Source organism: Streptomyces sp. NPDC058579, assembly GCF_042718575.1.
Lineage (GTDB): Bacteria > Actinomycetota > Actinomycetes > Streptomycetales > Streptomycetaceae > Streptomyces.
In genome coordinates this window covers 1-26,917 of record NZ_JBHXPI010000067.1, presented here as the reverse complement: position 1 = coordinate 26,917, position 26,917 = coordinate 1, and the positions used below count along the sequence as shown (strand labels likewise).

The 26,917-nt window shown below is 72.1% G+C and carries 25 protein-coding genes; 11 read left to right on the top strand and 14 right to left on the bottom strand.

Annotated elements, in window-relative coordinates:
- Positions 1-290: 290 nt before the first annotated feature.
- Together ACFWRO_RS35795 and ACFWRO_RS35790 are read left to right on the top strand one after the other, a co-directional pair.
- Positions 291-1,943, top strand: coding sequence for a phospho-sugar mutase (locus tag ACFWRO_RS35795; protein WP_384518463.1), 1,653 nt, complete (start codon positions 291-293; stop codon positions 1,941-1,943).
- Positions 1,944-2,148: 205 nt separating this feature from the next.
- Positions 2,149-3,339: a hypothetical protein gene (locus ACFWRO_RS35790; RefSeq protein ID WP_384518460.1), complete on the top strand. Its 1,191-nt coding sequence runs from the start codon at positions 2,149-2,151 to the stop codon at positions 3,337-3,339.
- Between the two features lie 13 nt (positions 3,340-3,352).
- Here the strand turns inward: ACFWRO_RS35790 and ACFWRO_RS35785 are convergent, their stop codons facing one another.
- The 12 genes from ACFWRO_RS35785 to ACFWRO_RS35730 form a co-directional block, all read right to left on the bottom strand.
- Positions 3,353-4,180 carry a phosphate ABC transporter ATP-binding protein gene (locus ACFWRO_RS35785; protein ID WP_384518457.1) on the bottom strand — a complete coding sequence of 276 codons (828 nt, stop codon included), beginning with the start codon at positions 4,178-4,180 and terminating at the stop codon, positions 3,353-3,355.
- 20 nt (positions 4,181-4,200) lie between these two features.
- A complete protein-coding gene (locus ACFWRO_RS35780; RefSeq protein ID WP_384518454.1) occupies positions 4,201-5,076 on the bottom strand; it encodes a sortase in 876 nt (291 codons plus the stop codon).
- A gap of 43 nt (positions 5,077-5,119) precedes the next feature.
- Positions 5,120-6,241 (bottom strand): hypothetical protein, encoded by a 1,122-nt coding sequence (locus ACFWRO_RS35775; protein WP_384518451.1) that lies wholly within the window; start codon positions 6,239-6,241, stop codon positions 5,120-5,122.
- A gap of 96 nt (positions 6,242-6,337) precedes the next feature.
- On the bottom strand, positions 6,338-7,309 hold the full coding sequence (locus ACFWRO_RS35770; RefSeq protein WP_384518448.1) for a hypothetical protein: 972 nt from the start codon (positions 7,307-7,309) through the stop codon (positions 6,338-6,340).
- Positions 7,310-7,562: 253 nt separating this feature from the next.
- Positions 7,563-10,034, bottom strand: a complete 2,472-nt coding sequence (locus ACFWRO_RS35765) for a hypothetical protein (protein WP_384518445.1) — start codon at positions 10,032-10,034, stop codon at positions 7,563-7,565.
- Positions 10,031-11,773: a phosphate ABC transporter substrate-binding protein PstS gene (pstS, locus tag ACFWRO_RS35760; protein ID WP_384518442.1), complete on the bottom strand. Its 1,743-nt coding sequence runs from the start codon at positions 11,771-11,773 to the stop codon at positions 10,031-10,033. Before pstS ends, ACFWRO_RS35765 begins: the two co-directional genes overlap by 4 nt.
- Positions 11,770-12,987: a phosphate ABC transporter permease PstA gene (pstA, locus tag ACFWRO_RS35755; protein WP_384518439.1), complete on the bottom strand. Its 1,218-nt coding sequence runs from the start codon at positions 12,985-12,987 to the stop codon at positions 11,770-11,772. Before pstA ends, pstS begins: the two co-directional genes overlap by 4 nt.
- A 15-nt stretch (positions 12,988-13,002) precedes the next feature.
- Positions 13,003-13,995 (bottom strand): phosphate ABC transporter permease subunit PstC, encoded by a 993-nt coding sequence (gene pstC, locus ACFWRO_RS35750; protein WP_384518436.1) that lies wholly within the window; start codon positions 13,993-13,995, stop codon positions 13,003-13,005.
- A 78-nt stretch (positions 13,996-14,073) separates the two neighbouring features.
- Positions 14,074-14,394 carry a DUF1508 domain-containing protein gene (locus ACFWRO_RS35745; protein ID WP_384518466.1) on the bottom strand — a complete coding sequence of 107 codons (321 nt, stop codon included), beginning with the start codon at positions 14,392-14,394 and terminating at the stop codon, positions 14,074-14,076.
- A gap of 262 nt (positions 14,395-14,656) precedes the next feature.
- Positions 14,657-15,289, bottom strand: coding sequence for a PH domain-containing protein (locus ACFWRO_RS35740; RefSeq protein ID WP_384518433.1), 633 nt, complete (start codon positions 15,287-15,289; stop codon positions 14,657-14,659).
- Between the two features lie 34 nt (positions 15,290-15,323).
- The gene (locus tag ACFWRO_RS35735) at positions 15,324-15,956 is read right to left on the bottom strand and encodes a class F sortase (protein WP_384518431.1); all 633 of its coding nucleotides are present in this window, start codon (positions 15,954-15,956) and stop codon (positions 15,324-15,326) included.
- 196 nt (positions 15,957-16,152) lie between these two features.
- Positions 16,153-17,310: a hypothetical protein gene (locus ACFWRO_RS35730; protein ID WP_384518428.1), complete on the bottom strand. Its 1,158-nt coding sequence runs from the start codon at positions 17,308-17,310 to the stop codon at positions 16,153-16,155.
- Between the two features lie 233 nt (positions 17,311-17,543).
- Here ACFWRO_RS35730 and deoC point away from each other — a divergent pair, with 233 nt between their 5' ends.
- From deoC to ACFWRO_RS35715, 3 genes are read left to right on the top strand one after another with little or no spacing between them, the layout of a single operon-like run.
- Positions 17,544-18,500 carry a deoxyribose-phosphate aldolase gene (gene deoC, locus ACFWRO_RS35725; protein WP_384518425.1) on the top strand — a complete coding sequence of 319 codons (957 nt, stop codon included), beginning with the start codon at positions 17,544-17,546 and terminating at the stop codon, positions 18,498-18,500.
- A 5-nt stretch (positions 18,501-18,505) separates the two neighbouring features.
- Positions 18,506-19,942 carry an aldehyde dehydrogenase family protein gene (locus tag ACFWRO_RS35720; RefSeq protein WP_384518422.1) on the top strand — a complete coding sequence of 479 codons (1,437 nt, stop codon included), beginning with the start codon at positions 18,506-18,508 and terminating at the stop codon, positions 19,940-19,942.
- On the top strand, positions 19,935-20,828 hold the full coding sequence (locus ACFWRO_RS35715) for an aldehyde dehydrogenase family protein (protein ID WP_384518419.1): 894 nt from the start codon (positions 19,935-19,937) through the stop codon (positions 20,826-20,828). Before ACFWRO_RS35720 ends, ACFWRO_RS35715 begins: the two co-directional genes overlap by 8 nt.
- A gap of 58 nt (positions 20,829-20,886) precedes the next feature.
- Here ACFWRO_RS35715 and ACFWRO_RS35710 read toward each other — a convergent pair whose 3' ends face one another.
- Positions 20,887-21,276, bottom strand: coding sequence for a hypothetical protein (locus ACFWRO_RS35710; RefSeq protein WP_384518417.1), 390 nt, complete (start codon positions 21,274-21,276; stop codon positions 20,887-20,889).
- Positions 21,277-21,330: 54 nt separating this feature from the next.
- On the opposite strand from ACFWRO_RS35710, the gene ACFWRO_RS35705 reads away from it, so the two are divergent.
- Entirely contained in the window at positions 21,331-22,026 is a 696-nt protein-coding gene (locus ACFWRO_RS35705) for a uridine kinase (protein ID WP_384518414.1), read from the top strand.
- Between the two features lie 110 nt (positions 22,027-22,136).
- On the opposite strand, the gene ACFWRO_RS35700 is transcribed toward ACFWRO_RS35705, so the two are convergent.
- On the bottom strand, positions 22,137-22,862 hold the full coding sequence (locus ACFWRO_RS35700) for a SigE family RNA polymerase sigma factor (protein ID WP_384518412.1): 726 nt from the start codon (positions 22,860-22,862) through the stop codon (positions 22,137-22,139).
- Between the two features lie 159 nt (positions 22,863-23,021).
- Here ACFWRO_RS35700 and afsQ1 point away from each other — a divergent pair, with 159 nt between their 5' ends.
- The 5 genes from afsQ1 (at position 23,022) to ACFWRO_RS35675 (ending at position 26,757) form a co-directional block, all read left to right on the top strand.
- Positions 23,022-23,699, top strand: coding sequence for a two-component system response regulator AfsQ1 (gene afsQ1 / locus ACFWRO_RS35695; protein ID WP_181019089.1), 678 nt, complete (start codon positions 23,022-23,024; stop codon positions 23,697-23,699).
- The gene (locus ACFWRO_RS35690) at positions 23,696-25,189 is read left to right on the top strand and encodes an ATP-binding protein (protein WP_384518410.1); all 1,494 of its coding nucleotides are present in this window, start codon (positions 23,696-23,698) and stop codon (positions 25,187-25,189) included. Before afsQ1 ends, ACFWRO_RS35690 begins: the two co-directional genes overlap by 4 nt.
- On the top strand, positions 25,186-25,806 hold the full coding sequence (locus ACFWRO_RS35685; RefSeq protein ID WP_384518407.1) for a hypothetical protein: 621 nt from the start codon (positions 25,186-25,188) through the stop codon (positions 25,804-25,806). The genes ACFWRO_RS35690 and ACFWRO_RS35685 overlap by 4 nt, the downstream gene beginning before the upstream one ends.
- A 68-nt stretch (positions 25,807-25,874) precedes the next feature.
- Positions 25,875-26,465 carry a VanZ family protein gene (locus ACFWRO_RS35680; protein WP_384518404.1) on the top strand — a complete coding sequence of 197 codons (591 nt, stop codon included), beginning with the start codon at positions 25,875-25,877 and terminating at the stop codon, positions 26,463-26,465.
- A gap of 91 nt (positions 26,466-26,556) precedes the next feature.
- Positions 26,557-26,757, top strand: coding sequence for a PspC domain-containing protein (locus tag ACFWRO_RS35675; RefSeq protein WP_384518401.1), 201 nt, complete (start codon positions 26,557-26,559; stop codon positions 26,755-26,757).
- Positions 26,758-26,917 lie beyond the last annotated feature (160 nt).

Here is a 26,917-nt window from a genome sequence, read left to right as displayed (position 1 = left end):
TCCCCACCCCGCCCCTTCCCGTAACCGGGGCTCCGCCCCGGACCCCGCGCCTCAATCTCCCCCTACGCCCTGAGGGCGTGGGGGGACCCCCAGCGGGGCTGGATTTTCGCCCTGCGGGGCGAAAATCAGCCCGTCCGGCGCTTGAGGACACGGCCGCAGGCCGTTCGGGGGCGTGGGGGCTTGCCCCCAGTTCGGGAAGGGGCGGGGTGGGGAATGGCTCCGCGCAGCGGCCCACCCCCGCACCCCACCCCCATCCGCACCCACCCTCCCCGCACCCCGAAAGGCACACCGTGACGCAGGACGACCTCCTCGCCCGGGCCCAGGCCTGGCTCGCCGAGGACCCCGACCCGGAGACCCGCGAGGAGCTCGCGAAGCTCATCGAGGGCGGCCGGACCGACGAGCTCGCCGCCCGGTTCGCCGGCACGCTCCAGTTCGGCACCGCCGGCCTCCGCGGCGAGATCGGCGCCGGGCCCATGCGGATGAACCGCTCGGTCGTCATCCGCGCCGCGGCCGGCCTCGCCGCGTACCTCAAGGCCAAGGGCCAGGAGGGCGGCCTCGTCGTCATCGGCTACGACGCGCGCTACAAGTCCGCCGACTTCGCCCGCGACACCGCCGCCGTGATGATCGGCGCCGGACTCCGCGCGGCCGTGCTCCCGCGCCCGCTGCCGACGCCCGTCCTCGCGTACGCCATAAGGCATCTGGGCGCCGTCGCCGGTGTCGAGGTGACCGCGAGCCACAACCCGCCGCGCGACAACGGCTACAAGGTCTACCTGGGCGACGGATCGCAGATCGTGCCGCCCGCCGACGCCGAGATCGCCGCCGAGATCGACGCGGTCCGCTCGCTGCACGACGTGCCGCGCCCGGAGACCGGCTGGGAGACCCTCGGCGACGAGGTCCTGGATGCCTACCTGGCCCGTACGGACGCCGTCCTGACCCCCGGCTCCCCCCGTACCGCCCGGACCGTCTACACGGCCATGCACGGCGTCGGCAAGGACGTCGTCACGGCCGCCTTCGCCCGCGCCGGCTTCCCGCCGCCCGCGCTCGTCGCCGCCCAGGCCGAGCCGGACCCGGCGTTCCCGACGGTCGCCTTCCCGAACCCGGAGGAGCCGGGCGCGATGGACCTCGCCTTCGAGGCGGCCCGCGCCGTGGACCCGGACATCGTGATCGCCAACGACCCGGACGCCGACCGCTGCGCCGTGGCCGTACCGGACCGGACTGCCGAGGGCGGTTGGCGGATGCTGCGCGGTGACGAGGTGGGCGCGCTGCTCGCCGCGCACCTCGTGCACAAGGGCGCCAGGGGCGTCTTCGCCGAGTCGATCGTGTCGTCCTCGCTGCTCGGCCGCATCGCCGAGGCCGCGGGCGTCGGCTACGAGGAGACGCTGACCGGCTTCAAGTGGATCGCCCGCGTGGACGGCCTGCGGTACGGCTACGAGGAGGCGCTCGGCTACTGCGTCGACCCCGAGGGCGTCCGCGACAAGGACGGCATCACGGCGGCGCTGCTCGTCGCGGAGCTGGCCTCGGTGCTCAAGGAGCAGAACCGTACGCTGACCGATCTGCTCGACGACCTCGCGGTCGCCCACGGGCTGCACGCCACGGACCAGCTGTCGGTGCGCGTGGAGGACCTGAGCATCATCGCGAACGCGATGAGCACGCTGCGCGAGCGGCCGCCGGTCCGCCTCGCGGGCCTGACGGTGACGACGGCCGAGGACCTGACGAAGGGCACGGAGTCGCTGCCCCCGACGGACGGTCTGCGCTACTACCTGGAGGGCGCGCACAAGGCCCGGGTGATCGTCCGCCCGTCCGGCACGGAGCCCAAGCTCAAGTGCTACCTGGAGGTCGTGGTCCCGGTCGCCGACGCGAGCGAGCTGGTGACGGCCCGCGCGAAGGGCGCCGAGATCCTCGCCGCGATCAAGCGCGACCTGTCGGAGGCGGCGGGCCTGTAGCCAAGGCCCCACCCCTCCGAGGCCCGTGCGGAATCGATTCCGTACGGGCCTCGTCGCGTGCGTACGGCCGCTCGTACCGCCGCTCGTACGGCCGCTCCCGTACGGGTGAATTCGGTACGCCGAACAGTCCCACCCGCGTCCCGCGATCAGGTGGTTCCGGCCAGGGTGACCCGGTGTCCCGCCGAGCCTCCCTGGAGCCGCCGCAGTGCCCCCGGCCCTGACCGCCCGACCGACCGTTCCCGCCTCCCGGCGGCCGCCGTCCGCCCGGGGTGTCCGGCTCCCGAAGCGGGTGGGCGGCACCCTGCGGCACGCGGCGCCCGCGCTCCTCGGCTATCTGGCCGTACGGCTCCTGGGGCTGCTCGTGCTCGGCCGCTGGGCGCACCTGCGGGGTCAGGGGATCTGGCCGGCGCTCGCGACGAGCTGGGACTCGCTCTGGTACCTCGCGATCGCGGACCACGGGTACGAGCCCGGGCCGCCCGGCGAACCCCCCGGCGGCCACCGCCAGTTGGCCTTCTTCCCGCTGTACCCGGCCCTGATCAAGGCGGTCGCGGCGGTCACGCCCGGCTCGCGGGCCTCCGTCGGCCTGGTCCTCGCCGTGCTCTGCTCGGTGGCCGCCGCCTGGGGGATCTTCGCGGTCGGCGACCGGCTGTACGGGCGCCGGGTGGGCACCGTCCTCGCGGTGCTGTGGGGCGCGCTGCCGGTCGCCGTCGTGCAGTGGATGGGGTACACGGAGTCGCTGTTCACCGCGCTGGCCGCGTGGGCGCTGTTCGCGGTCCTGGACGGGCGCTGGGCCTGGGCGGCGGGGCTCGCGGTGGCGGCGGGGCTGACCCGGCCGACCGGGATCGCGGTCGCCGCGGCGGTGACGGTGGCGGGGCTGCTCGCGGCGCGCGGGGGCAGCCGCCCCGGGCTCGCGGCGGCCCTGGTCGCTCCCCTGGGCTGGCTGGGGTACGTCGGCTGGGTGGGGCTGCGGCTCGGGCGCTGGGACGGGTACTTCGTGGTGCAGGAGTCCTGGGGCAACGCGTGGGACGGCGGCTCGGTGACGCTGCGCCAGCTGCGCAGGCAGCTCGTCTACACCCAGGATCCGCAGCTCTTCCTGGTCGTGGTCTCGGTCGTGCTGATCGCCGCCACCGCGCTGTTCGCGCTCTGTCTCGCCGACCGCCAGCCGCTGCCGCTGCTCGTCTTCGCGGCCGTGCTGATGCTCGTGGTCCTGGGCAGCGGGGGCGTGTACTTCCCCCGCGCCCGGTTCCTGCTGCCCGGCTTCCCGCTGCTGCTCCCGCTCGCGCTCGCGGTCGCCCGGGCGCGCCGCCATGTGGCCGCCCTGGTGCTCGGCGGGGCGGCGCTGTCCTCGGCGTGGCTGGGCGCGTACACGCTGCTGGTGTGGCGGGGCGCGCCGTGACGCGACTCGGTGCCTACCCGAAGCGGCCGTTGACGTAGTCGGCGGTACGGGAGTCCTGCGGCGAGCCGAACATGTCCTCCGTCGCGCCGTGTTCGACGATCACGCCCGGGGTGCCCTGCTCGGCGAGGAAGAAAGCGCAGGAGTCGGAGACGCGGGCGGCCTGCTGCATGTTGTGGGTGACGATGACGATCGTGATCTCGGACTTCAGCTCGGCGATGGTCTCCTCGACGCGCCGGGTGGAGGTCGGGTCGAGGGCCGAGCAGGGCTCGTCCATGAGCAGCACGCGCGGCCGGACGGCGAGCGAGCGGGCGATGCAGAGCCGCTGCTGCTGGCCGCCGGAGAGCGCGCCGCCGGGCTGCCGCAGCCGGTCCTTGACCTCCTTCCAGAGCCCGGCCTTGGTGAGGCACTCCTCGACGAGGTCGTCCCGGCCGTCGCGGGTCGCCTTGATGCCGTTGAGTTTGAGGCCGGCCAGGACGTTGTCGTAGAGGGACATCGCGGGGAACGGGTTGGGCTTCTGGAAGACCATGCCGATCTCGCGGCGGGCGTGCGTGATGCGGCGGCCCCGGTCGTAGATGTCCTCTCCGTCGAGCAGGACCCGGCCGGCGAGCGAGGCCGAGCCGATCAGCTCGTGCATCCGGTTGAGGATGCGCAGGAAGGTGGACTTGCCGCAGCCGGAGGGGCCGATGAGGGCGGTGACCTCACGGGCCGGCATGGCGAGCGAGACCCGGTCGAGGACCTTGTGGTCGCCGAACCAGGCCGAGACGGCGTCCGCCTCCAGGGCTGCGGCGGCGGACGTGGAGTGGATCGGCGGCAGGGTGACGGTGTCCGCTACATCGGTCATGGTGGTGAACTCCTGTGCTTTCAGAGCAGGTTGGGGAGCAGCCGGGTGAGCTGCCCGGAGACGAGGACACCGAGGGCGAGCAGGACCGGCACGGCGGCGACCCAGGTCTGTCCGGCTCCCCATCTGCGGTGGGCGGCGACGGTGAGCAGCGCGGCGAGCAGCAGCCCCTGGATGCCGAGGAAGACCGCGAGCCAGGCGCTCTGGTCCCCGGCGAGGGGTTTCTCGGCGGCGGTGATCCAGCCGGGGCGCAGCGGCCGGGGCGGGCTGGGCTGCGCGGCGGAGACCAGCTTGGCGTCGATGTGGACGATGTCGGCGGGCGTGTACGCGCCGCCGCTCGCGGTCGTGAGGACGAGCCGGCCCTGGCCCGCGCCGGGCGCGGGGCGGAGCGGCTGGCCGGGGCGGCGGACGCCCTCGACCTCGTACACCGCCCTGCCCTGACCGGTCGTCACCTCGATCCGCGCGCCCGCGGGCAGCCGGTGGACGCCGACGAAGGGGCTGCCGTAGCCCCACTGGCGGCCCATGATCGTGCTGATGCCCTCCTGTCCGGGCAGGGGCGTGTCGCGCCGGTGCCCCGGCCCGGACATGAGGACCTCGGAGGTGGTGCCCTCGGCGACGACCTCCCGGAGCCCGAGGGCGGGGATGCGCAGCAGGGCGACGGGGGCGCCGAGGGCGAGCTGCTTGCCGTCGAAGGTCTGCTGGCCCACGGGGGCCGTTCCCAGGGCGAGTTGCTCGCGCAGCTCGTCGTACGCCGTGCGCTGGTCGCGGGCGTGCTGGAGATGGCCGACGACGGTCAGGTTGGCGGCGAAGCCGATGAGCAGCGCCGCGAGCACGCACAGGGCCGCCCCGGTGAGGGCGAGCCCGGGGCGGCGGGCGGCGGTCGGCGAAGGGGTCGTCACGGGAGGGCTCCGGTCCGTGGGCGAGCGGGGGTCGGGGTCGGGATCAGTGGAAGGTGAGCAGTCCCTTGCGGCGGACGTGGATCACCAGCGCGGCGCCGAGCAGGACGAGCGAGAGGGCGCCGAGCGCGGCGGCGGCCATGGGCGTACCGGTCGCGGCGAGCGACCCGTTGCCGCCCGAAGCGCCTCCGCTTCCGGAGGAACCGCCGGAAGCGGACGTGTCGGAGCCGCCCGAAGTCCCGGCCGTGTCACCGGTGTCGGTGGGGTCGGGGGTGGGCGTGCCGGTCTCGCTCGGGGTCTCGCTGGGCGTCTCGGAGGGGGTCTCCGACGGGGTCTCGGACGGCGTCTCGCTGGGGTCGCCGGTCGGAGTGTCGGTCGGCGTGGTGGTGGGGGCCGGGGTGACCGTGTACGTCGCCACGCTGCCGGCCGAGGGGGCGTGGGCGTCGGGGTCGGTCGGCGTGAAGGTGGCGAAGAGGGCGACGACGCCCTGCGGCAGGGCGGTGGTCTTCAGGACGGCGGTCCCGGCTGTCGGGGTCACCTTGCCGAGTTCGGTGCGGGTGCCGCTCTTCTCGTAGCCGAAGGTCACCTGCCCGGCGACGGTGGCCGGGGTGACGGCGGCGGTGAGGGTGACCTCGGCGCCGAGGACGGCGGTGCCGGCGGGGGCGGCGGTCAGCGCGGTCGTGGTGGACTCGGCGTCGACGACCGTCCAGGTGTCGCCCGCGACCCGGATGTTGGTGCTGAAGTACGCGGCGGAGGTGGAGGGGTTCTCGCCCGCCTTGAGGCAGTGCAGCTGGAGCGGGTAGACACCGTCGAACTCGGGGCCGGGGAGCCAGCCGATGACCTCGATGGAGCCCCGGGGCAGATCGGCGTTGACCGGTCCGGTGCCGGTGTATGCGGCCCGCTGCATCAGACGGACCTGGCCGTTGGCCGGGTTGACCATGTAGAGGCCGAGCTCCGTGGTCTGCGCCGGGCAGGCCGCGTCGGTGGTGACCGTCTCGTCGAGCACGTCGTAGGCGGAGCCGGTCGTCGGCGTCAGGGTGAGCTTGCCGAGCCGTTCGGCGGCCCGGGCGTCGGTGGAGAGCGCCAGGGTCGCCGCGAGCGCGCCGAGGAGCAGGCCGAGCGCGGTGAGCAGGGCTATGGGTGATCTGTGCGGTGCGAGACGGTGCATCTGGTCTCTCCACGAGAGGTGTCGGTGGATACGGGAGGGGGCCGGGCACCCGGTGGGGTGCCCGGCCTGGGGTTCGGGTGGCGTGGGCCGCCCGGGTCAGCGCTCGGCGCGGAGCGTGGTGTCGCCGCAGTTGGCGACGGTGCCGAAGCCGTAGTTGGTGATGGTGGCGGTGTCCAGGCAGACCTTGGAGGAGGAGCCCACGAAGGTGTAGGCGATCGTGGCGTCGGTCAGCTTGGCGGTCGGGACGACGTTGTAGACGTCACGGGCCAGCGGGAAGGACGTGTTCAGCGTGGTGTCGGCGTTGCGCGGGGCGACACCGCCGATGGAGCCGAGGACGGCCGCGCCGCGACGGTCGGTGACGCTGCCCTTCTCCTGCGCGATGTACTGCGCGACGGAGTAGGGAACCACGTCGCCCGCGCTGTCGAGGACGGTGCCGTCGTTCTCCTGGACACCCTGCGTGACGCAGGCGCCCGGCGTGGTCACGCCGATGGAGCTGAGGAAGAACTGGCGCGTGCCGGAGTTGGCCTGCGGCAGGATCGGGGTCAGCGCGACACCGTTCAGGGACGTGATGGAGCACTCGTAGATGCCCTTGAGGTCGGCCGTGGTCAGGTTCGACGGCAGGGCGCTGTCCGAGCGCTTCGCCCACGTCACCGCGTCCTTGGCGAACGGGACGAAGGCGAGGTCGGTGGTCGTGGTGTCCACCGGGCCGCGCGAGGAGCGGGCGACGTCGACACAGCCGGAGGCCGTGTCGACGGCGTTGCGCAGCGCGTCGATGCCGGCGGAGGAGCCGTTCGGCCGGTTGATGACGCAGTTGGTCGCCTTGGTCTTGATCGTCGCCGAGCCCGTGGCGTTCCACGAGGCGATGATCTTCGCGTTGGCGGCGTCCCGGACCGAGTTGCCGAGGCCGTTCAGGACGTCCTGGGTCGTGTCGGAGCCGACGGCGGCCAGCTGGCGGTAGTCGGTGACCGGAACCGGGTCGGCCTGGGCGGCGGGGGCGGCCATGACACCGAGGCCGAGGGCGGCGGCACCGACGACGGCACCGATACGAGCGCGGGACTTGACGTTCACTTCTGTTCTCCTCCGTGGAAACGGATGACGAAAGCCAGGAAAGGGACGCACAAGCAAATCCGGATTATTCTGCGACCGGCCCGTCGACCGGCCGAGGAGAACAATTCCGCAGACCTCATCGGAACGACCACCACATCCAGCCACAGTTTGGGTTACGAGTTCCTTTCCTAGGTGACTCCAAGGGAATTCCGTGAACGGTGTACGGAATCCCCGGAACCGGTGGTGATGGTTCCGGGGATTCCGGACGGAGGGGTCAGCCGCTCGCCGCCCGCCACGCCGAGTACCGCAGCATCACCGGGCCGGCGAGGCCCGCCGCGCCGCCCGCGACCAGGACGCCGAGCAGCACCCAGCGGACGACGCCGAGCACCTCGGAGGGGGTGGTCCCGGAGTCGGCGAGCCGCTCCTTCGGGGAGTTGTCGCCGCCGCCGTTCGAGGCCGCCGCGCCCGTCGCGGCCGAGGGCGAGGTGGACGGATCGCCCGTACCCCCGTCCGCACCGGCGCCGCCCGACGCACCCGAGGACGCGCCGCCGGAGTCACCGGCCGAGCCACCGCCCGAGGAGCCGCCCGCCCCGCCGGAGCCCGAGGCGTCACCCGACGAGCCGCCGGGCCCGCCCGCCGCCGGCCCACGCTCCAGAGCATCGGCTGCCGCGTTGGCCTGCGTCTTCAGCTTGGCCGGCATCGGCGCGTACCCGTACGGGAGCTCACCGGGCGCGGTGCCCTGCTTCTGGCCGGCGCCCGCCGCGTGGCGCAGCACGCGCGCGTACTCCTCGCGGGCCTCCTCGGGCTGCGAGAGGGTCGCCGCCGCGTAGGTGACGATCGTCAGCGGATACGCGGTGCCGCGCGCCCGCGCGGGGTCGGGGTCCAGCACGCCGGGCTCCGCGGAGTCCTTGAACCGGTCCACCGCGGCGAGCATGGAGGCCGCCGTGGGCTGCACATAGGTGCCGTCGGCGTTCGGCAGGGCCGCCGTCTGGATCTGGTAGCGCGTGGACGAGGGGGTGTCCATGATCCCGTAGGCCTTGCGCGCCCCCGGGAGGTACTCCGCGGGGTACAGCTTGATCTGCCCGGTGGAGTCGTCGCGGGCCTCCAGGGCGCCGCCGTTGTTGCCCTTGCGGACCAGTCGGGCGGCGTCGTGCATGTCGATGGAGTAGGGCGAGCGCTCGGTGATCGTGTACGTGATCTTCTTGCCGCCGGACTCGAGTTCCGTCTCGGTCGGGTCGACCTTCGGGAATTCATTCGTTCCGGTCGTGCCCAATTGCAGGCCGCTGAAATTCGGATTGACCTTCGTTCCCCAGGGATCGGGTTTCCCTTCGAGGAACGCCTTGGCGTCGGCGTTCGAGCGCAGGTACTCCCAGACGACACTGTTCACGTCGGACCGCTCGGCGGAGAGCAGAATTCCGCCGGGATAGACCTGGGGCGGCTGCGCCGCGTTCTCGAAGGCCGGATTGAGCTTGCGGAACTCGGGGTCCCGGACGATGGACTGCGGATTGGCCGCCAGGTGGGCCGGGGCCGGGTCCTTCTGGGTGATGTACCGGACGTCGTACGCGTAGGAGTACGTGAGGAGCTTGGCGAGGAGCCGCTGGTTCAGCCGCAGCTCGGGCACGCGCCCGATCAGGTTCGCCTCCCAGAAGAATCCGACGGTCAGTCCGCTCACCGCGACCGGCGCGTGCACGACCCCGGCCTCCTTCGCGCCCTCGACCGGATCGACCGTGAAGACGAGGCCGGGGGCGTTGGGAGCGCCGCTGGTCAGGGCCGTCCGCGCGAGGTCCTCGCCGCGCTGGCTGAAGGTGAAGCGCGACGTCCCGCCCGCACAGAGCGCGGACTGCCACGAGGTGATGGCCTCGGTGAGGAGCTCCGACCCGCTGAGCCGCAGCTCGGCCCGGTCCGCCGGGCAGGGATCGCCGACGGCGAGGAAGTCGAGCGGGAAGACGATCCGCCGCTCCCAGTTCGAGGTGCTCAGCGGAGAGGTGTTCAGCTGGCCACCGCTTCCCGTCGTTCCGTCGGGGTCGTGCTCGCCCCGCGGGACGACGACGAGCCAGCAGGAGCGCCCCCGGGTGACCCCGTCCCGCCGCACCGGATCGCCGCAGCCGAGATGCGGCGCCTCGCGGGTCGTCTGCAGGCTGAGGACGGCCTGACCGGTGCCGTCGGGCTTGGTGTTGGCGAAGACCTCCTCGTTGGTGTCGCCGGGGCTGAAGTACGTGAAGTCGCTCCGCTTCTTCGTCGGCGGGCCCTCCACCGGCCGGAAGGGGACGAACGGCTGCATCTGCTCACTCGGCGCGTCCGGATCCGGGACGGTCGCGTCGTACTGCGTCTCCCGGGGGTCCTTGCCGAGCTCCAGCTCGCGCAGACTCGTCCGGAGGCCGAAGTCCGACGCACCGGACACCACGCCGAACTGGCACTGCTCCCGCTTCGGCCCCGCGGTGTCGTCCCCCCAGCACTGCATGATCTGCAGGAAGTTGTTCTCGGTGCCGTTCGTCGGCTTCCCTCCCTTCCAGCTGACCTTCACGCCCTGCGCCCGCAGGTTCCTGGTCTGGTGGACGGTCACTTCCAGGTCGGAGAAGTCGTCGTACTCGCCCTTCGTGCCCTTCTTCGTCAGTGCCGAGGCGTCCTGGCCTCCGTCGCCGGTGGCCGCCGCGGCCGGGAGGTCCTGGGGCAGCGGGAGCAGCGCCAGGACGACCGCGGCGAGGAGCGCCCCGGCACCGGCCCTGACCCGGATCGCGGTTCTCATATCAGGCCTCCCTTACGGCGGTTACGGGCGCTCAGCGCGCGCCCCACCAGCGGGGGCCCGACCACGACGCCGAGCAGCAGCACGCCGGACAGCGCCATCAGGAGCGTGCGCAGCCCGCCGGCCGCGTCGGAGGCGAGGGTGACCGGCGTACCGACGACGGAGGAGTCCCCGCCGCCCCCGCCGGCCGCTCCGCCGTCGAGGATCTGGCCCGTGTCGGGGTCGACGGCCCCGCCGCCGGTCGCACCTGCCGTGCCCGTGGCACCGCCCGTCGCGCGGCCGGTCGCCGCGCCGCCCCCGGTCGTACCGGCCGTGGACGCCCCGCCCGTGGCGCCGCCCGAGCCGCCCGTCGTACCGCCCGTGGAACCGCCGGAACCCGAGCCCGAACCGGACCCCGAGCCGGAGCCGCCCGACCCCGAACCGCCGTTGCTCACCGGGGTCTTGGTGCCCTTGGCGCCCGCCGTGCCGTCCGCGCACTGCGTCGGGCCCTTCTTGTCGCAGGCCTTCGGCCGGGGCGCGTTCTTGGCGAGCGTGTTCGTGCCGTCAGGGGAGAACGTGGGGTTGCGGCACTTGGAGAGGTCCGGCGCGCCCGTCGGGGCGCCGGGGATGCGGCGGACCTGGTCGAAGCCGGCCTGGACGAGGTTCTTCGGCAGCGGCGAGTAGCCGAGCTCCTCGGCCTGCTGCTGGCCGTCGCAGAGGAAGTACTGGGCGAAGGTGCCGAGCGAGCGGCCCTTCTCCTTGGTGTGCGGGGAGCTCTCCGTCGTCGGGACGATCATGTACGAGTAGCTGGAGAGCGGGTAGCTGCGCTGGTCGCCCGAGCGGTAGACGTCGTCCAGGATCTGCGTCAGATAGTTCGAGGAGTTCTTGTCGCCGTTGATCCGGGCCTTCATCAGGGCGACGGCCACGCTGGAGGCGGTCGGCTCGATGTAGTACCCGCTGGCGTTGAGGACCTTGGCGACCGGGAAGTGCGCGTTGAGCGCGTACGAGTACTCGACGTAGGTGATCGCGCCCTCGCCCTGCGGCTGGCGGACGTGCGCGGAGACGCCGAGCGACTGCGACTTGGCGACCATCGTCGAGCCGGGCACGACCGGGAAGTACGAGGTCATGCCGCAGGGCGTCTGGCGGCCCGCGCGCCGGCAGTAGTCGTTCCAGACCCCGCTGTGCTCCTTGGCGAGCCAGGTGGTGAACTGCGCGGACGTACCCGAGCCGTCGGAGCGGACGACGGGCACGATCCGCCGTGCGGGGAGGTTGAGGCCGGGGTTGTCGGCCTTGATCTCCGGCGCGTTCCACATCGTCAGCTTGCCGGTGAAGATCCCGGCGAGGACAGGACCGGAGAGCCGCAGGTTGGTGACCTGCCGGCCGCTGATCTTGAGGTTGTACATGAACGCGGTGCCACCGGCCACGATCGGCATGTACGCGTAGCCGCGCTTCGGCGGTACGTCGGTGACGTTGCCGTCCTTGAGCCCGTACGGGATCTCGGAGACGGCGAAGTCCATCGTGCCGTTCTTGAACTGCTCACGGCCCTGGGAGGAGCCGTTGGCGTTGAAGTTGACGGTCAGGCCGATGTTGGCGCCGATGTTGCGGCGCCACTGCTCGACCGCGTTGGAGCTCCAGGTGGAGCCCGCTCCGGTGATCTTCGTGTATCCGGCGGCGTGCGCGGCGGGTGGCTGGACCGTCGCGAGCACGGCGCACAGCACGGCCCCGAGGGCCAGGCCGATCCGGACGAGCGTTGCGGGTCTCACGGAGTGCTCCTTGTCGGACGACGTACGGGTGCGGGCGCCGGGAGCCTCCCGGCCATGCGCTCGGCGTCCCGCCGGGACGCGAGGACCCGCCGGTGCTCCTGGCGCTTCGTCAACTGGCCAGGTCCGCGCCCGCCGACGATCCGGGCGACGACGAACAGGAAGAGGACGAGCAGCATCAGGACGGCGGCGGTGCCGAAACCGCGCGCGATCATGTTCGGTTCGGGCGACTTGACCAGCTCGAAGGTGGCCAGCGGCAGGGAGACCTGAGGTCCTGAGGTCGGCAGGGCGTTCAGCTCCGCCGTGAAGCCGGCCGTGAGAAGCACGGGCGAGGTCTCCCCCACCCCGCGCGCGGTGCCGAGGATGACGGCGGTGGTGAGGCCCGAGCGCGCGGTCGGCAGGACGACGTGCCAGACGGTCCGCCAGCGCGAGGAGCCCATCGCGTACGAGGCCTCGCGCAGCGTTCCCGGCACGAGCCGGATGACGACGTCGGCGGCCCGGATGATGATCGGCAGCATCATCACCGAGAGCGCGAGCGAGGCGGCGAACCCGGAGCGGTCCATGCCGAGGGCCAGGATGATCGTCGCGTAGATGAAGAGGCCCGCGACGATCGACGGCAGCGCCGTCATCGCCTCCACGATCGTGCGGACGAGCCGGGCGAAGGCGCCCGGGACCTCGTTGAGGAAGACCGCGCAGAGCACCCCGGTGGGCACGGTCAGCGCGAGCGCGATCAGGATCTGCTCCAGCGTGCCGACGACGGCGTGCAGGACACCGCCGACGTCGAGGGGTTCGAGCGGGCCCGCCAGGCTCATGTCCTCGGTGAAGAAGTTGAGGTGGACGAGCGCCTTGCGCCCCTCCCAGAGCGTGAACGCCACCACGAAGACGAGGACGGCGACGAGGACGATCCCGGCGGTCCGCACGACGACGGAGGCGAACCGGTCGCGTACCGCCGGACCGTCCTCGTCGAAGGAGACGAGCAGCGCGTACAGGGCCAGGAAGAGGACGTACGCGACGAGGACGAAGCCGACGGCCCCGCTGAAGGGCAGCAGCCGGGCGAAGAGCAGCCAGGTCAGGGCGAGCGAGCCGGCCGCGGCGCCGAGGGTCGCGTAGACGTCGGTGGCGCGCAGTCCGCCGGTGGCGCGCCGCCGCTCGCCGACGGACGGCCGGGCGGGCTCCGTCCCCTTGGTCAGGGGCGGTCTCTCCGGGGCGATGGTCATCGGGACGGGTCTCCCTTACGCGTCGCTGGAGGCGCCGGAACGGCTGCGGGCGACGATGGACGAGGCGGCGAAGTTGACGATCAGGGTCATGACGAAGAGCGCGAAGCCGGCGGCCATCAGGGCGGACATGCCGAAGGTCGTGGCCTCGCCGTAGCGCAGCGCGATGAGCGACGACACCGAGCTCGTACCGGTCTGGAGGATGTGCCACTGCACGGTGAAGACCTGCGAGATGACCATGTAGACGGCGATGGTCTCGCCGAGGGCGCGGCCGAGGCCGAGCATGGTGCCGCCGATCATGCCGCCCTTGCCGAAGGGCAGGACGACGCTGCGGATCATGCCCCAGCGGGTGGCGCCGAGCGCGTACGCGCCCTCCCGCTCACCGGCCGGGGCCTGCGAGAAGACCTCGCGCATGATCGAGCAGATGATCGGCGCGACCATCATCGCGACGACGAGCCCGGCGACGAAGGTCGAGGAGGTGTAGATGGTGGGCGGCGCGAGCGGGTCGGAGGGGTCGGCGCCGTCGACCCGGAAGAGCGGGATCCAGCCGAAGTACGTGGCGATCCAGCGGGCGATCGGGAGGATCGACTCCTCCAGGAAGAAGACGCCCCACAGGCCGTAGACGACGGACGGCACGGCGGCCATCAGGTCCACGGTGGAGATGAGGGTCTTGCGCAGCCGCGGCGGCGCGTACTCGGAGATGTAGAGCGCGGCGCCGGTCGCGAGCGGGACGGCGACGGCGATCGCGACGAGCGCGATCAGGATCGTCCCGACGATGACCGCGGCGATCCCGAAGCGGCCGGCGTCCGGCTCCCAGGCCTCCGTGGTGAGGAACGACCACCCGGCCTGAGAGAGCGCTTGCCACGCGCGCAGCAGCAGGAAGCCGCCGACGAGCACCATGACCGCCAGGACGAACCCGCCGCCGCTGCGCGCGACGGTACGGAAGATCCGGTCGGGCAGACCGGGGTCACTGTGCAGTCGTCTCGGTGCGTCTGTCGTCTCTGTGGTCACGGGGACGACGTTCATCCGGTCCGGTGGACGCCCCCGCGCGGCAAAGTGAACGAGGGGAGTGCGCGGGGCAACTTCCATTCACAACAGGGAAGTTGAGACCCAATCCGCCCCTTCCTGAACGAGCAGGACCCGGAATCTGTCGTAGGCCGACCGACAGGTCGCGTGTCTCTCGTAGGCCCGCCCGGAGACGGCCACGGTTCTCCCCCGCACGTCTCTGAGCAGCCAGATCCAGCCGTTGCCCTCGGCGGTGTGCTGGACACCTCCGACCATTCCGCCCTGACCCGCGCAGAGCCGCTCGAAAGCCGCGCGACAGCTCGCGTGGTCCGCGAAACACTCCCCCGACCGGGCGATCACGCGCCCGTTCTGCGCCACCAGGCGCCAGGTGTACCGCCCGTCCATTCCCATGTCGAACAGACAGCGCTTCCCCGATATGACCAATGCCCCCACCCCCACAGTCTCGGCAGGAGCAATCTATGGAGACGGTGATGGTAGTTGGGGTCTAAACCAATCGCCGCGTGCACGCTTCACCGGTCGGTTGCCCCCAGGACGCCCCTTGGGCACCCGCCCGGGGTCCAGAAGGGACTCATCGGTACGCGCCCGGAGAGGGCGCACGAAACCCGACGGAAGTCGACAGGAACGGACGCGGAGGGCGCTGTCGGGGTCAGCCGGTCGCGAGCAGGATGACCAGCAGGACGAGCCCCGCCACCGCCGGCGCGATGATCTCGTACGCCCAGCGCACCACCGGCTCCCCCTGCGCCTCCGGACGGCTCGCGCAGCGCTCGGCCAGCTCGCGCAGGTCGGCGATGGTCTGGTCGGCCGGGGCGAGCCGGTCCCGGTCGTCCACGCGCGCCTGCACGGACGTGCGGCCGTGCGGGTCGTCCTGGGAGGCGCGCGCCTGCTGGCGGGCCGCGCGCTTGCGCTGCCGCAGCGAGACGGGCACGGCCCAGAGCTGGAACGAACCCCCGTCCTGGGTGAGGACCTCGCTGGAGTACCCGGCCCTGACGTCGGCGACCGAGGCCCAGGGCAGCGTGATGTAGCGGAAGGGGTTACGGACCCTCAGCCGCTCCTCGTTGGCGTAGACCGCCGGGCGGATCGTGAACGCCACCACGAGCGGCACGACGAGCAGCAGGCTCGCCAGCGCCAGCCAGGGCGTGCGCCCGGTGCCGCGGACCATGGCGTCGACGCAGAACCACGCGGTCAGCCCGATCAGCAGGACCCCGCCCGCGATCCCGAGGGGCGAACGGAAGACACGGTCGGCGAAGGCCGGCTCGGCGGGCGGCTGGGGGCTCGTCATGGTGCCGATTCTGCCTCAGCCCCCGCCGCTCGGCTCAGGCGGCTCGGGTGACCAGATCGGCGTAGAGAACGATGTTGTCGGGGCGGTGGCCGTCGACCAGCTCGCCCCCGCAGGTGATGAGCCGCAATTCGGGCCGGGTGGTGTCCCCGTAGACCTTCTTGGTCGGGAAGGCCTTCTTGTCGACCTGCTCCAGCTCGCGCACGCGGAAGACGGCATCGGTGCCGTCGGCGCGGGTGACGGTGATCTCGTCGCCGATACGGACCTTCGCGACGTTCTTGAGCACGGCGGGCCCGCGCTCGGTGTCGAAGTGGCCGATCAGGATCGCGGGGCCGGTCTGCCCCGGGGTGACGCCCTTGTCGTACCAGCCGATCCGGTCGGCCTCGGCCACGGACGGCACCTCCACGGTCCCGTCCGCGGCGAGCCCGAGTTCGAGCACGGGCCCGGTGTCGACCCCGGCGGCCGGCACCCGTACCCGTACGGGCTTGGAGCGCGCCATCGGGGCGGCGGACGCGACGGGCGCGGGCGAGGCGGCCTCCACGACCTTCGCGGGCGGCGCGGTGGCGGCGGGCGCGGGCTCGTCGCCGCCACCGGCGCACCCGGTGAGCGCGGTCAGGGCGGTCGTCGCGGCGAGGACGAGCAGGGCGGGTGCGGTACGGCGGCGGTTCACGGGGCGGCTCCGGGCGGGGATGCGACCGGCCGCCGCACGGGGTGTGCGACGGCCGGCCCGGGGTGGGGTGTAGCTCCTGCTCGGGTCAAGGGGCAGGGGTGGGACGAGTGCTCGGATCAAGCAGGGTGGGACAGGCCCTCGGGTCAAGCAGGGTGGGACAGGCCCTCGGGTCAAGGGCAGGGTGGGACGAGCCTGGTCAGCCGCGGGCGGCGGCGCGGCGGCGCAGGACGGTGAAGCCGAGACCGGCCGCGACGACGGAGGCCGCGCCCAGGCCGGAGGCCATCAGCGCCGTGTCGTTGGCGTTCTCCACGCTCCCGAGCTCCGCACCGGCGGCGACCCCGCCCTGGGGCACGACGGTGGTCTGCCCCGAGGTACCGGCGGGCTTGGACGGGGCCGGAGCCGGCGTGGTCGGGGTGGTGCCGGGGGTGCCGTCCTCGCAGCCCTTCGGCAGGTCGGGGAAGTCCAGGGTGAAGAGCACCTCGGGCTCGCTGGTGCGCATCTGCACGAACGGCTTCTTCGCGCCGGGCATGGTCGAAAGCCACACACCGTCGGCGAGGGCGGTCGACTTCGTGAGGGTCAGGGTCGCGAGCACCTTGCCCTCGTCGTCGTGGAGGATCCGGGCGAACGCGCCCGAGGGGCTGTTGACGAGCTGCAGGCTCAGCTCGTCGAAGCCGGAGCCGCTGTTCCGGGTGACGGTGCAGCCCTTGGTGGTGTCGGCGTAGTCGGTGCCGAGGTTCCGGTTGAGCCAGGAGCCCACCCGACCCTTGTTGTCGAGGGTCACCCACATCTCGCCGAACTGGTCGCCCTTCTCCGCCTTGCCGCCGGGGCCACCGGCGGTGACGCTGCCGCGGGGCTTGCCGGCGGCGGTCTTCAGCTCCAGCGTGTAGTGGCCCTTGGCCTTGCGCCACAGCTCGCCCACCGTGCCGTCGGCGAGCTTGTGGGTGCCGATCTTGTCGCCGACGGGGGTCTCGGGGCCCTGGCCGCCGCCGCCCTGGTCCTGCACGGAGGTCACCGCGCCGGTGGAGTCGAGCGTCACCGCGTAGCCGGCGAAGACCTTGGTCTCCTTCGCGGCGCGGCCGGCGCCGGCCGTCAGCGTGCCGAGCTCCTTGGCGCCCTTGAGGACGGTGGCCGTGTAGTACGGGTCCTTGTCGCCCTCGGCGAAGACCTGCGCCGTCAGTCCACCGTCCAGCGCGACCGTGCGGATCGGGGTCTTGGCGGCGGGCTTGGCCGCGGGCTTGTCGGCGGTGACGGTGGGTCCGTCGGCGGCGAAGGCGGTTCCCGCGGTCAGGGCCGGGGTGACGACGACGCCCGCGAGGAGGGCGGTGGCTACGGCGGTGCGAAGGGCGGTGCGCATGACGACTCCTGTGAATGAGAGACAGGTCGGGTGAGGAAGAGCCGCATACCGCTGACATCTCGTTCGGTCGGGGCCGGTGAGTTCTGGCTGGCTGCTGAGAAAGAATCTATTGATCTTGTATGAGGGAGCTGTCCGTTCCATGTCACAGCACCGTGACGGCCGTCACGAATCCCCTTCCGGAAGTGCGGGGCTGTACAGGCCGCTACGCGCGTAGATATGCTCGACTGGTGACCATGCCCACCACTGCATCCGCAGCTTCCGCTTTCGCCGACGCGACCGCGTCCGACGGCGCGCTGCGCCGCTTCCTCCACGGGCTGCCCGGCGTCGACGCCGTCGGCCTGGAGGCGCGCGCCGCGTCCCTCGGCACCCGATCGATCAAGACCACGGCCAAGGCCTACGCCATTGACCTGGCCATTTCCATGATCGACCTGACGACGCTCGAAGGCGCGGACACCCCGGGCAAGGTCCGGGCGCTCGCCGCCAAGGCCGTCAATCCCGATCCGACCGACCGTACGACCCCGTCGACCGCCGCGGTCTGCGTCTACCCCGACATGGTGGCCACCGCCAAGGCCGCCCTGAAGGGCTCCGACGTCAAGGTCGCCTCCGTCGCCACCGCCTTCCCGGCCGGCCGCGCCGCGCTCGACGTGAAGCTCGCGGACACCCGCGACGCCGTCGACGCCGGGGCGGACGAGATCGACATGGTCATCGACCGGGGCGCCTTCCTCGCGGGCAAGTACCTCAAGGTCTACGAGGAGATCCGGGCCGTCAGGGAGGCCTCCGGCGCCGCGCGCCTGAAGGTCATCTTCGAGACCGGCGAGCTCTCCACGTACGACAACATCCGCCGCGCCTCCTGGCTCGGCATGATGGCGGGCGCCGACTTCATCAAGACCTCGACCGGCAAGGTCGCGGTCAACGCCACCCCGGCCAACACGCTCCTGATGCTGGAGGCCGTCCGCGACTTCCGCGCGCAGACCGGCGTCCAGATCGGTGTGAAGCCGGCCGGCGGCATCCGCAACACCAAGGAAGCCATCAAGTTCCTGGTCCTGGTCAACGAGACCGTCGGCGAGGACTGGCTGGACAACCACTGGTTCCGCTTCGGTGCCTCCAGCCTGCTCAACGACCTGCTCATGCAGCGTCAGAAGCTGGCGACCGGCCGCTACTCCGGCCCCGATTACGTGACGGTGGACTGATCATCATGGCATCTGTATTCGAGTACGCACCGGCGCCCGAGTCCCGGTCCGTCGTCGACATCGCCCCCTCCTACGGCCTGTTCATCGACGGCGAGTTCGTCGACGCGGCCGACGGCAAGGTCTTCAAGACCGTCTCCCCCTCCTCCGAGGAGGTCCTCTCCGAGGTCGCCCAGGCGGGCACCGAGGACGTCGACCGTGCGGTGAAGGCGGCCCGCAAGGCCTTCGAGAAGTGGTCCGCGCTGCCCGGCGCCGAGCGCGCCAAGTACCTCTTCCGGATCGCCCGGATCATCCAGGAGCGCAGCCGCGAGCTGGCCGTCCTGGAGACCCTGGACAACGGCAAGCCGATCAAGGAGACGCGCGACGCGGACCTCCCGCTGGTCGCCGCGCACTTCTTCTACTACGCGGGCTGGGCCGACAAGCTCGACCACGCGGGCTACGGCGCGAACCCGCGCCCGCTGGGCGTGGCCGGCCAGGTCATCCCCTGGAACTTCCCGCTCCTGATGCTGGCGTGGAAGATCGCCCCGGCGCTCGCGACGGGCAACACGGTCGTCCTGAAGCCGGCCGAGACGACCCCGCTGACGGCCCTGTTCTTCGCGGACATCTGCCGCCAGGCGGGTCTGCCCAAGGGCGTCGTCAACATCCTTCCCGGTTACGGGGAGGCCGGCGCCGCGCTCGTCGAGCACCCTGACGTCAACAAGGTCGCGTTCACCGGCTCCACGGCGGTCGGCAAGTCGATCGCGCGCTCCGTCGCCGGTACGCACAAGAAGGTCACCCTCGAACTGGGCGGCAAGGGCGCGAACATCGTCTTCGACGACGCCCCCATCGACCAGGCCGTCGAGGGCATCGTCAACGGCATCTTCTTCAACCAGGGCCAGGTCTGCTGCGCGGGCTCGCGCCTCCTGGTCCAGGAGTCGATCCAGGACGAGCTGCTCGACTCCCTCAAGCGCCGCCTGAACACGCTGCGCCTGGGCGACCCGCTGGACAAGAACACGGACATCGGCGCCATCAACTCCTCGGAGCAGCTGGCCCGCATCACCTCGCTGGTCGAGCGGGGCGAGGCGGAGGGCGCCGAGCGCTGGACGGCGGCCTGCGAGATCCCGTCCGCCGGCTACTGGTTCGCCCCGACGCTCTTCACGGGCGTCACGCAGGCGCACACCATCGCCCGCGACGAGATCTTCGGCCCGGTCCTGTCCGTGCTGTCGTTCCGTACGCCGGACGAGGCGGTCGCCAAGGCCAACAACAGCCAGTACGGCCTGTCGGCGGGCATCTGGACGGAGAAGGGCAGCCGCATCCTCGCGGTCGCCAACAAGCTCCGTGCGGGCGTCGTCTGGGCCAACACGTTCAACAAGTTCGACCCGACCTCGCCCTTCGGCGGCTACAAGGAGTCGGGCTTCGGCCGCGAGGGTGGCCGTCATGGTCTGGAGGCCTACCTCGATGTCTGAGCAGCAGACGCGCCTGAACGTCTTCAAGACCTACAAGCTGTACGTCGGGGGCAAGTTCCCCCGCTCCGAGAGCGGCCGGGTGTACGAGGTGAGCGACTCCAAGGGCAACTGGCTGGCGAACGTACCGCTCTCGTCCCGCAAGGACGCCCGTGACGCGGTCGTCGCCGCGCGCAAGGCGTTCGGCGGCTGGTCGGGCGCGACGGCGTACAACCGGGGCCAGATCCTCTACCGCATCGCCGAGATGCTGGAGGGCCGCCGGGACCAGTTCGTCCGCGAGGTCGCGGACGCGGAGGGCCTGTCGAAGTCCAAGGCGGCGGCGGTCGTCGACGCGGCGATCGACCGCTGGGTCTGGTACGCGGGCTGGACGGACAAGATCGCCCAGATCGTCGGCGGCGCCAACCCGGTCGCGGGCCCGTACTTCAACCTGTCGACCCCGGAGCCGACCGGCGTCGTCACCGTGATCGCGCCCCAGGACTCCTCGTTCCTGGGCCTGGTCTCCGTCATCGCCCCGGTCATCGCGACGGGCAACACGGCGGTGGTGGTCGCGAGCGAGAAGTCCCCGCTCCCGGCGCTCTCCCTGGGCGAGGTGCTCGCCACCTCCGACCTGCCGGGCGGCGTGGTCAACATCCTCTCCGGCAAGGCCGGCGAGATGGGCCCGCACCTGGCGGCCCACCAGGACGTCAACGCGATCGACCTGACGGGCGCGGACGCGGACCTGGCCCGCGAGCTGGAGATCGCGGCCGCGGACAACCTCAAGCGCGTCCTGCGCCCCCGCGCCGTGGACTTCACGGCCTCCCCGGGCACGGACCGCCTGACGGCCTTCCTGGAGACGAAGACGGTCTGGCACCCCACGGGCAGCCTGGGAGCCTCCGGCTCCTCGTACTAGACCCAAGAGAAACGGCCCCCGGACACGAAGCGCGCCCGGGGGCCGTTTCCCATGCCCGCTACGCCTTCGGCAGCAGCCCCGTCACCTCGCCGACCAGCGGCAGGTCGTCAAGACCGCCGCCCTTCGTGACGTGGTCCGTCACCAGGTTGGTGCCCACGGGCTTGAAGTCGGCGACCTGGGTGCCGAGCCCGTTGTCGAGCGGGTCGACCCCGGTGTTCGCCAGCGGGTCCAGCTGGAGGTTCGTCAGCGGGCCCACGGCGTGCCCGGTGGCCCCGAGGGCCGACGCGGCGTCGCTGCCGACGAGCGAGTCGACCGGCAGCGGCAGCGGGGCCGCCGCCTGGGCGGCTCCGCCGAGGCCGAGCACGGCCGCACCGGCCGCCGTCGCGGTCAGCCCGGCCCTCAGCAGGGCGCCTCGGCGGGCGCTCCTGGATTCCTTGTGACGCGCCATGAGAGTCCTTCGACGTTGGGTGATGACAGGGACACCGAGCGTAGTTGAGGTGTGATGCTCGATACCAACCCCCCTCCTCGGGGGTCCCCTGCCCGGGGGAATGGTTCACACTGGTGTCCCGTGAGTTCCCAACCGATCCCGACTCGTGTCGTCCTGCTCGCGGGCCCCTCCGGCTCCGGCAAGTCGTCCCTCGCCGCCACCACCGGCCTCCCGGTCCTGCGCCTCGACGACTTCTACAAGGAGGCCGACGACCCGACGCTCCCGCTGGTCCCGGGGAGCCTCGACATCGACTGGGACTCCCCACGTTCCTGGGACGCGGACGAGGCCGTCGCCGCGATCATGGACCTGTGCCGTACGGGCCGTACCGACGTGCCCGTCTACTCCCTCGCCACCAGCTCGCGCGTGGACCGGGAGGCCCTCGACATCGGCCGCACCCCGCTCTTCGTGGCGGAAGGCATCTTCGCGGCGGACATCGTGGAGCGCTGCCAGGAGCTCGGCGTCCTCGCCGACGCGCTGTGCCTGCGCGGCCGCCCCTCGACGACGTTCCGCCGCCGGCTCCTGCGCGACCTCAAGGAGGGCCGCAAGTCGGTCCCGTTCCTGCTCCGCCGCGGCTGGCGCCTGATGCGCTCGGAGCGCGTCATCGTGGCCCGCCAGACCGAGCTGGGCGCCCATCCCTGCGCCAAGCAGGAGGCCCTGGGCCGGCTGGCGGCCGCCGCGGCGGGCCGCCACCGCACTCCCGTGGCGCGATAGGCGCGACACCGCAACGCAAACGACGCGGGCGGTACAAGCTCCCCCGGCTTGTACCGCCCGCGCCTTTTCCCCCGTACCCCCGTACGTTCCCCCGTGTTCCCCCCGTACCTTCAGGCCACCAGCTCGCCGAAGGACTCCTCCTCGTCACGGCCGAAGCTCAGCACCTCGTCCTCGCGCAGCCTCCGCAGCGAGCGCCAGATGCTCGACTTCACCGTGCCGACACTGATGTCCAGGATCTCCGCGATCTCCGGATCCGTACGGCCCTCGTAGTAGCGCAGCACCAGCATCGTGCGCTGGAGCTCGGGCAGCCGGGCCAGGGCCTGCCACAGGACCGCGCGCAGCTCCGTGCCGCGCATCGCGTCCGTGTCGCCCGCCGTCTCCGGCAGTTCCTCCGTCGGGTACTCGTTGAGCTTCCGCCGGCGCCACGCGCTGATGTGCAGGTTCGTCATGGTGCGGCGCAGATAGCCGCCGACCGCCGCCTTGTCACTGATCCGGTCCCAGGCCCGGTACGTCGAGAACAGCGCGCTCTGCAGCAGGTCCTCGGCCTCGAACCGGTCACCGGTCAGGTGGTAGGCGGTGGCGTACAGGGAGGCACGACGCTCGGCGACGTAGGCGGTGAACTCCGCCTCGGACGCCGACTGCCGCTCCCCCTTGACCTCCCCGTACGCCGCTCCCCCGTCAGCCACGGCGACCATGTAGGCCGCCTTGTGCTGACGTCCGGCGCTTCGAACGCACCCCCGTCCGTTCACCGCGCCGGACTTCTCCGGGCTCCGCACGACGACATCGTGGAGACGCGTGACCACTGCGCTCGTGGTGGTGCTGTGCAGTGCGTTCATCTCGCGCCCCCCGTCGGTTGGAGTCTGTTCGGTCCGTGTGCCAAGAACTCTGCCCGGGCACTTTCATCGGGGTGTCCGCCGACTGTCACAGCCGTGTCACAGGGGCGGGTCCCGCCACACAGTCGAACTCCGGTGGCCGCATGGGACAGAATGACGTCCGTGCCTTTCCTGTTGCTGATCGAGGACGACGACGCCATCCGCACGGCCCTCGAACTCTCCCTGTCACGCCAGGGCCACCGAGTGGCCACCGCGGCGACGGGAGAGGACGGCCTGAAGCTGCTCAAGGAGCAGCGTCCGGACCTGGTCGTACTGGACGTCATGCTGCCCGGCATCGACGGCTTCGAGGTGTGCCGGCGCATCCGGCGCACCGACCAGCTGCCGATCATCCTGCTCACCGCGCGCAGTGACGACATCGACGTCGTCGTCGGACTTGAGTCCGGCGCCGACGACTACGTGGTCAAGCCGGTCCAGGGGCGGGTGCTCGACGCCCGCATCCGGGCCGTACTGCGGCGCGGCGAACGGGAGTCGACCGACTCGGCGACCTTCGGTTCGCTGGTCATCGACCGTTCGGCGATGACCGTGACGAAGAACGGGGAGGACCTGCAGCTCACGCCGACCGAGCTGCGGCTGCTCCTGGAGCTGAGCCGGCGGCCCGGACAGGCCCTGTCGCGCCAGCAGTTGCTGCGCCTGGTCTGGGAGCACGACTACCTGGGCGACTCGCGGCTCGTGGACGCCTGTGTCCAGCGGCTGCGCGCCAAGGTGGAGGACGTGCCGTCCTCGCCGACCCTGATCCGTACCGTCCGTGGCGTGGGCTACCGGCTGGACGTCCCTGCGTGAGAAGAGCGATATTCGCCGGGCTGCGCTTCACGAGCCTCCGGCTGCGGCTTGTCGTCGTCTTCGCGCTCGTCGCGCTCACGGCCGCGGTGTCCGCGTCCGGGATCGCGTACTGGCTGAACCGCGAGGCGGTGCTCACGCGGACGCAGGACGGCGCGCTGAACGACTTCCGGCAGGAGATGCAGAACCGGGCGGCGACGCTGCCGCTGCGGCCCACCGAGGACGATCTGCGGCGCACCGCCGACCAGATGGCGAGCGGCAGCGCCGGATACAGCGTGCTGCTGCTCGGGGAGCGGGACGCGGGCAAGCCGATCATCGGGGCCTCGAACCCGGACACGTTCACGCTTGCCGACGTGCCGGAGTCGCTGCGCGTCGCGGTGGACACGGCGCGGCCCGCGACGGACGGCGAGAGCAGCCCGTACCACCTGTTCTGGCAGCGGACGCAGCGCGGGAAGACGCCGTACCTGGTCGGCGGCACGCGGATCACCGGCGGCGGGCCGACCGGCTACATGTTCAAGTCCCTGGAGGCCGAGCGGGCCGATCTGAACTCGCTCGCCTGGTCGTTGGGGATCGCGACGGCGCTCGCGCTCGTCGGCTCCGCGCTGCTCGCGCAGGCGGCGGCCACGACCGTGCTGCGGCCCGTGCACCGCCTCGGCGAGGCGGCCCGGAAGCTGGGCGAGGGCGAGCTGGACACCCGGCTGCGGGTCTCCGGCACGGACGAACTGGCCGATCTGTCCCGTACGTTCAACAGCGCTGCCGAGTCCCTGCAGAAGAAGGTCGCGGACATGAGCGCGCGGGAGGAGTCCAGCCGGCGGTTCGTCGCGGACATGTCCCACGAGCTGCGCACCCCGCTGACGGCACTGACGGCCGTGACGGAGGTCCTGGAGGACGAGCAGGACGACCTCGACCCGATGATCGCGCCGGCCGTGGCGCTCGTGGTGAGCGAGACGCGCCGGCTGAACGTCCTGGTGGAGAACCTGATGGAGGTGACCCGCTTCGACGCGGGCACCGCCCGGCTCGTCGTCGACGTCGTCGACGTCGCCGACCAGGTCACCGCGTGCATCGACGCCCGGGCCTGGCTGGACGCCGTGGATCTGGACGCCGAGCGCGGGGTCATGGCGCGGCTCGACCCGCGCCGGCTCGACGTGATCCTGGCGAACCTCATCGGCAACGCGCTCAAGCACGGCGGTTCGCCGGTGCGGGTGTCGGTGCGGACCGAGGACGGCGAGCTGGTCATCTCGGTACGGGACCACGGCCCGGGCATCCCGGAGGAGGTCCTGCCGCATGTCTTCGACCGCTTCTACAAGGCGAGCGCGTCCCGGCCCCGGTCGGAGGGCAGCGGCCTCGGTCTGTCGATCGCCATGGAGAACGCGCTGATCCACGGCGGTTCGATCACCGCCGCGAACTCGCCGGACGGTGACGGCGCGGTGTTCGTACTGCGGCTTCCGCAGGACGACGAGCAGGACGAGCAGGACGAGGTGGAGGAGCGTTGAGCCGCCGCAGAGCAGTCCGTACGGGAATGGTGGCGGCGGCCGTGGCCGTGGCCGCGCTCGCCTCCGGGTGCGGGATCAGGACGACATCGGTGCCCGTGGACGCAGGGCCAGGACCCTCGCGGGTGCCGTGCAGCGTCACGGGCGACGAGATCGCCACGCAGTCGACGGGGCTCCCGGTCCGGGTCTACCTGATGTGCGGCTCGCAGCTGGAGGCGGTGGACCGGCGCTCGCCGCTGCCGGAGGAGAAGGCGAGCGGGAACCCGGTGGCCACCGCGTCGGCGCTGCTCGCGCAGCTGCTGACCGAGCCCTCGGAGAGCGAGCGGGAGGCCGGTTTCTCCACGGCGGTCAAGGGGCCGCTCGTCGTCACCGGCGGGCAGCCGGGCGACCCGGCGGACACGCTGCGGCTCAGCCGGCAGCCGGAGGACCTGACGCCGACCGCGCTGTCGCAGATCATCTGCACCTTCGCGCACAGCTCGGCGGGCGCGGGCGCGGAGAGCGTGGTCCTGGGCGGCCCGGGCCGGTACGCCCCGCGCCGGTACGCCTGCACGACCGAGCTGCGCGAGCGCCCGGAGTCGGCGGCCCCGACGCTCGGCCTGCCGAGCCCCTCGGCGTCCTGACCCCTGCCCGGGTGGTTCTTCTGTTCTGCGGCGGAACCGATTCCGGGACGGGGCGCGTCTTGGGGGGCGTGCAGCGTCAAGGTTCGGGCGGCAGCGCCGCCGTGGTCGTACGCGTGGTGGGGTTCTCGCTCCTCCTCGCGCATCTGCTGCTCGTCGCCTGGGTGACGCTCCGACCACGTGACGTGGCATGGGTGACCCCGCCGAACCTGACCCCGCTCGCCGGGATCCGCGCGGACCTCGCGCTCGGCCCCGCCGAGGCGGTCCGGCGGATCTGCGGGGGCCTGCTGCTCCTGGCCCCGCTGGGGGTCCTGCTCCCGATGGCCGACGGCCGGCTCCGGGTCTCGCCCTGGGCCTCCCTGGCCCGTACGGTCGCGGCCGGGGCCCTTGTGTCGCTCGCCGTGGAGCTGCTGCAGACCGCGGTGCCCGGGCAGGTCGTGGACGTGGACTCGCTGCTCCTGAACACCGCCGGGGTGGCGCTCGCGCATCTGCTGGTGGTCCCCGCCGGGCGGGCGCGGCTGCGCCGGGAGCGGTACGGCCGTGGCAGGGGGACGAGCGGGTCATCCTCGCGCGGCAGGCCGGGCCGGGGTTCGGCCCTCCTGCGGGACGAGGGTTCTCAGGGGCCTACCCCGACGATTCCCAGGGTCGGGATCGCCCCGTAGACCGACGCTTTGTCCCCCTGTCCGGGGCGACCATGGAGTCATCGGAAGCCCGACGGAGCGGCTTCCGGAAGACCTCCCGAAGGAGCCCACCATGGCCGCACTTGTCCGCCCCCGTGACGGACGCATGATCGGCGGAGTGTGCGCGGCGCTGGCACGGCGCTTCGGCACCTCGGCCACCACCATGCGGGTCATCTTCCTCGTCTCGTGCCTGCTGCCCGGGCCGCAGTTCCTGCTGTACCTGGCGCTCTGGCTGCTGCTCCCGTCGGAGAAGTCGGCGAGCACCGCCTGGTAGTCCCGGTGGTCCCGGTAGCGGGGCGCGAGGACACGTACGTACGCCGATGGGGCGCTCACCCGGTCCGGGGGATAACCCCCAGCGCGCACTGGAGTAGCAAAAAAAGGAGAACCCGACGGTTAAATACGTCTAGAACAAGATGGGGGCGGTTACAGGGACG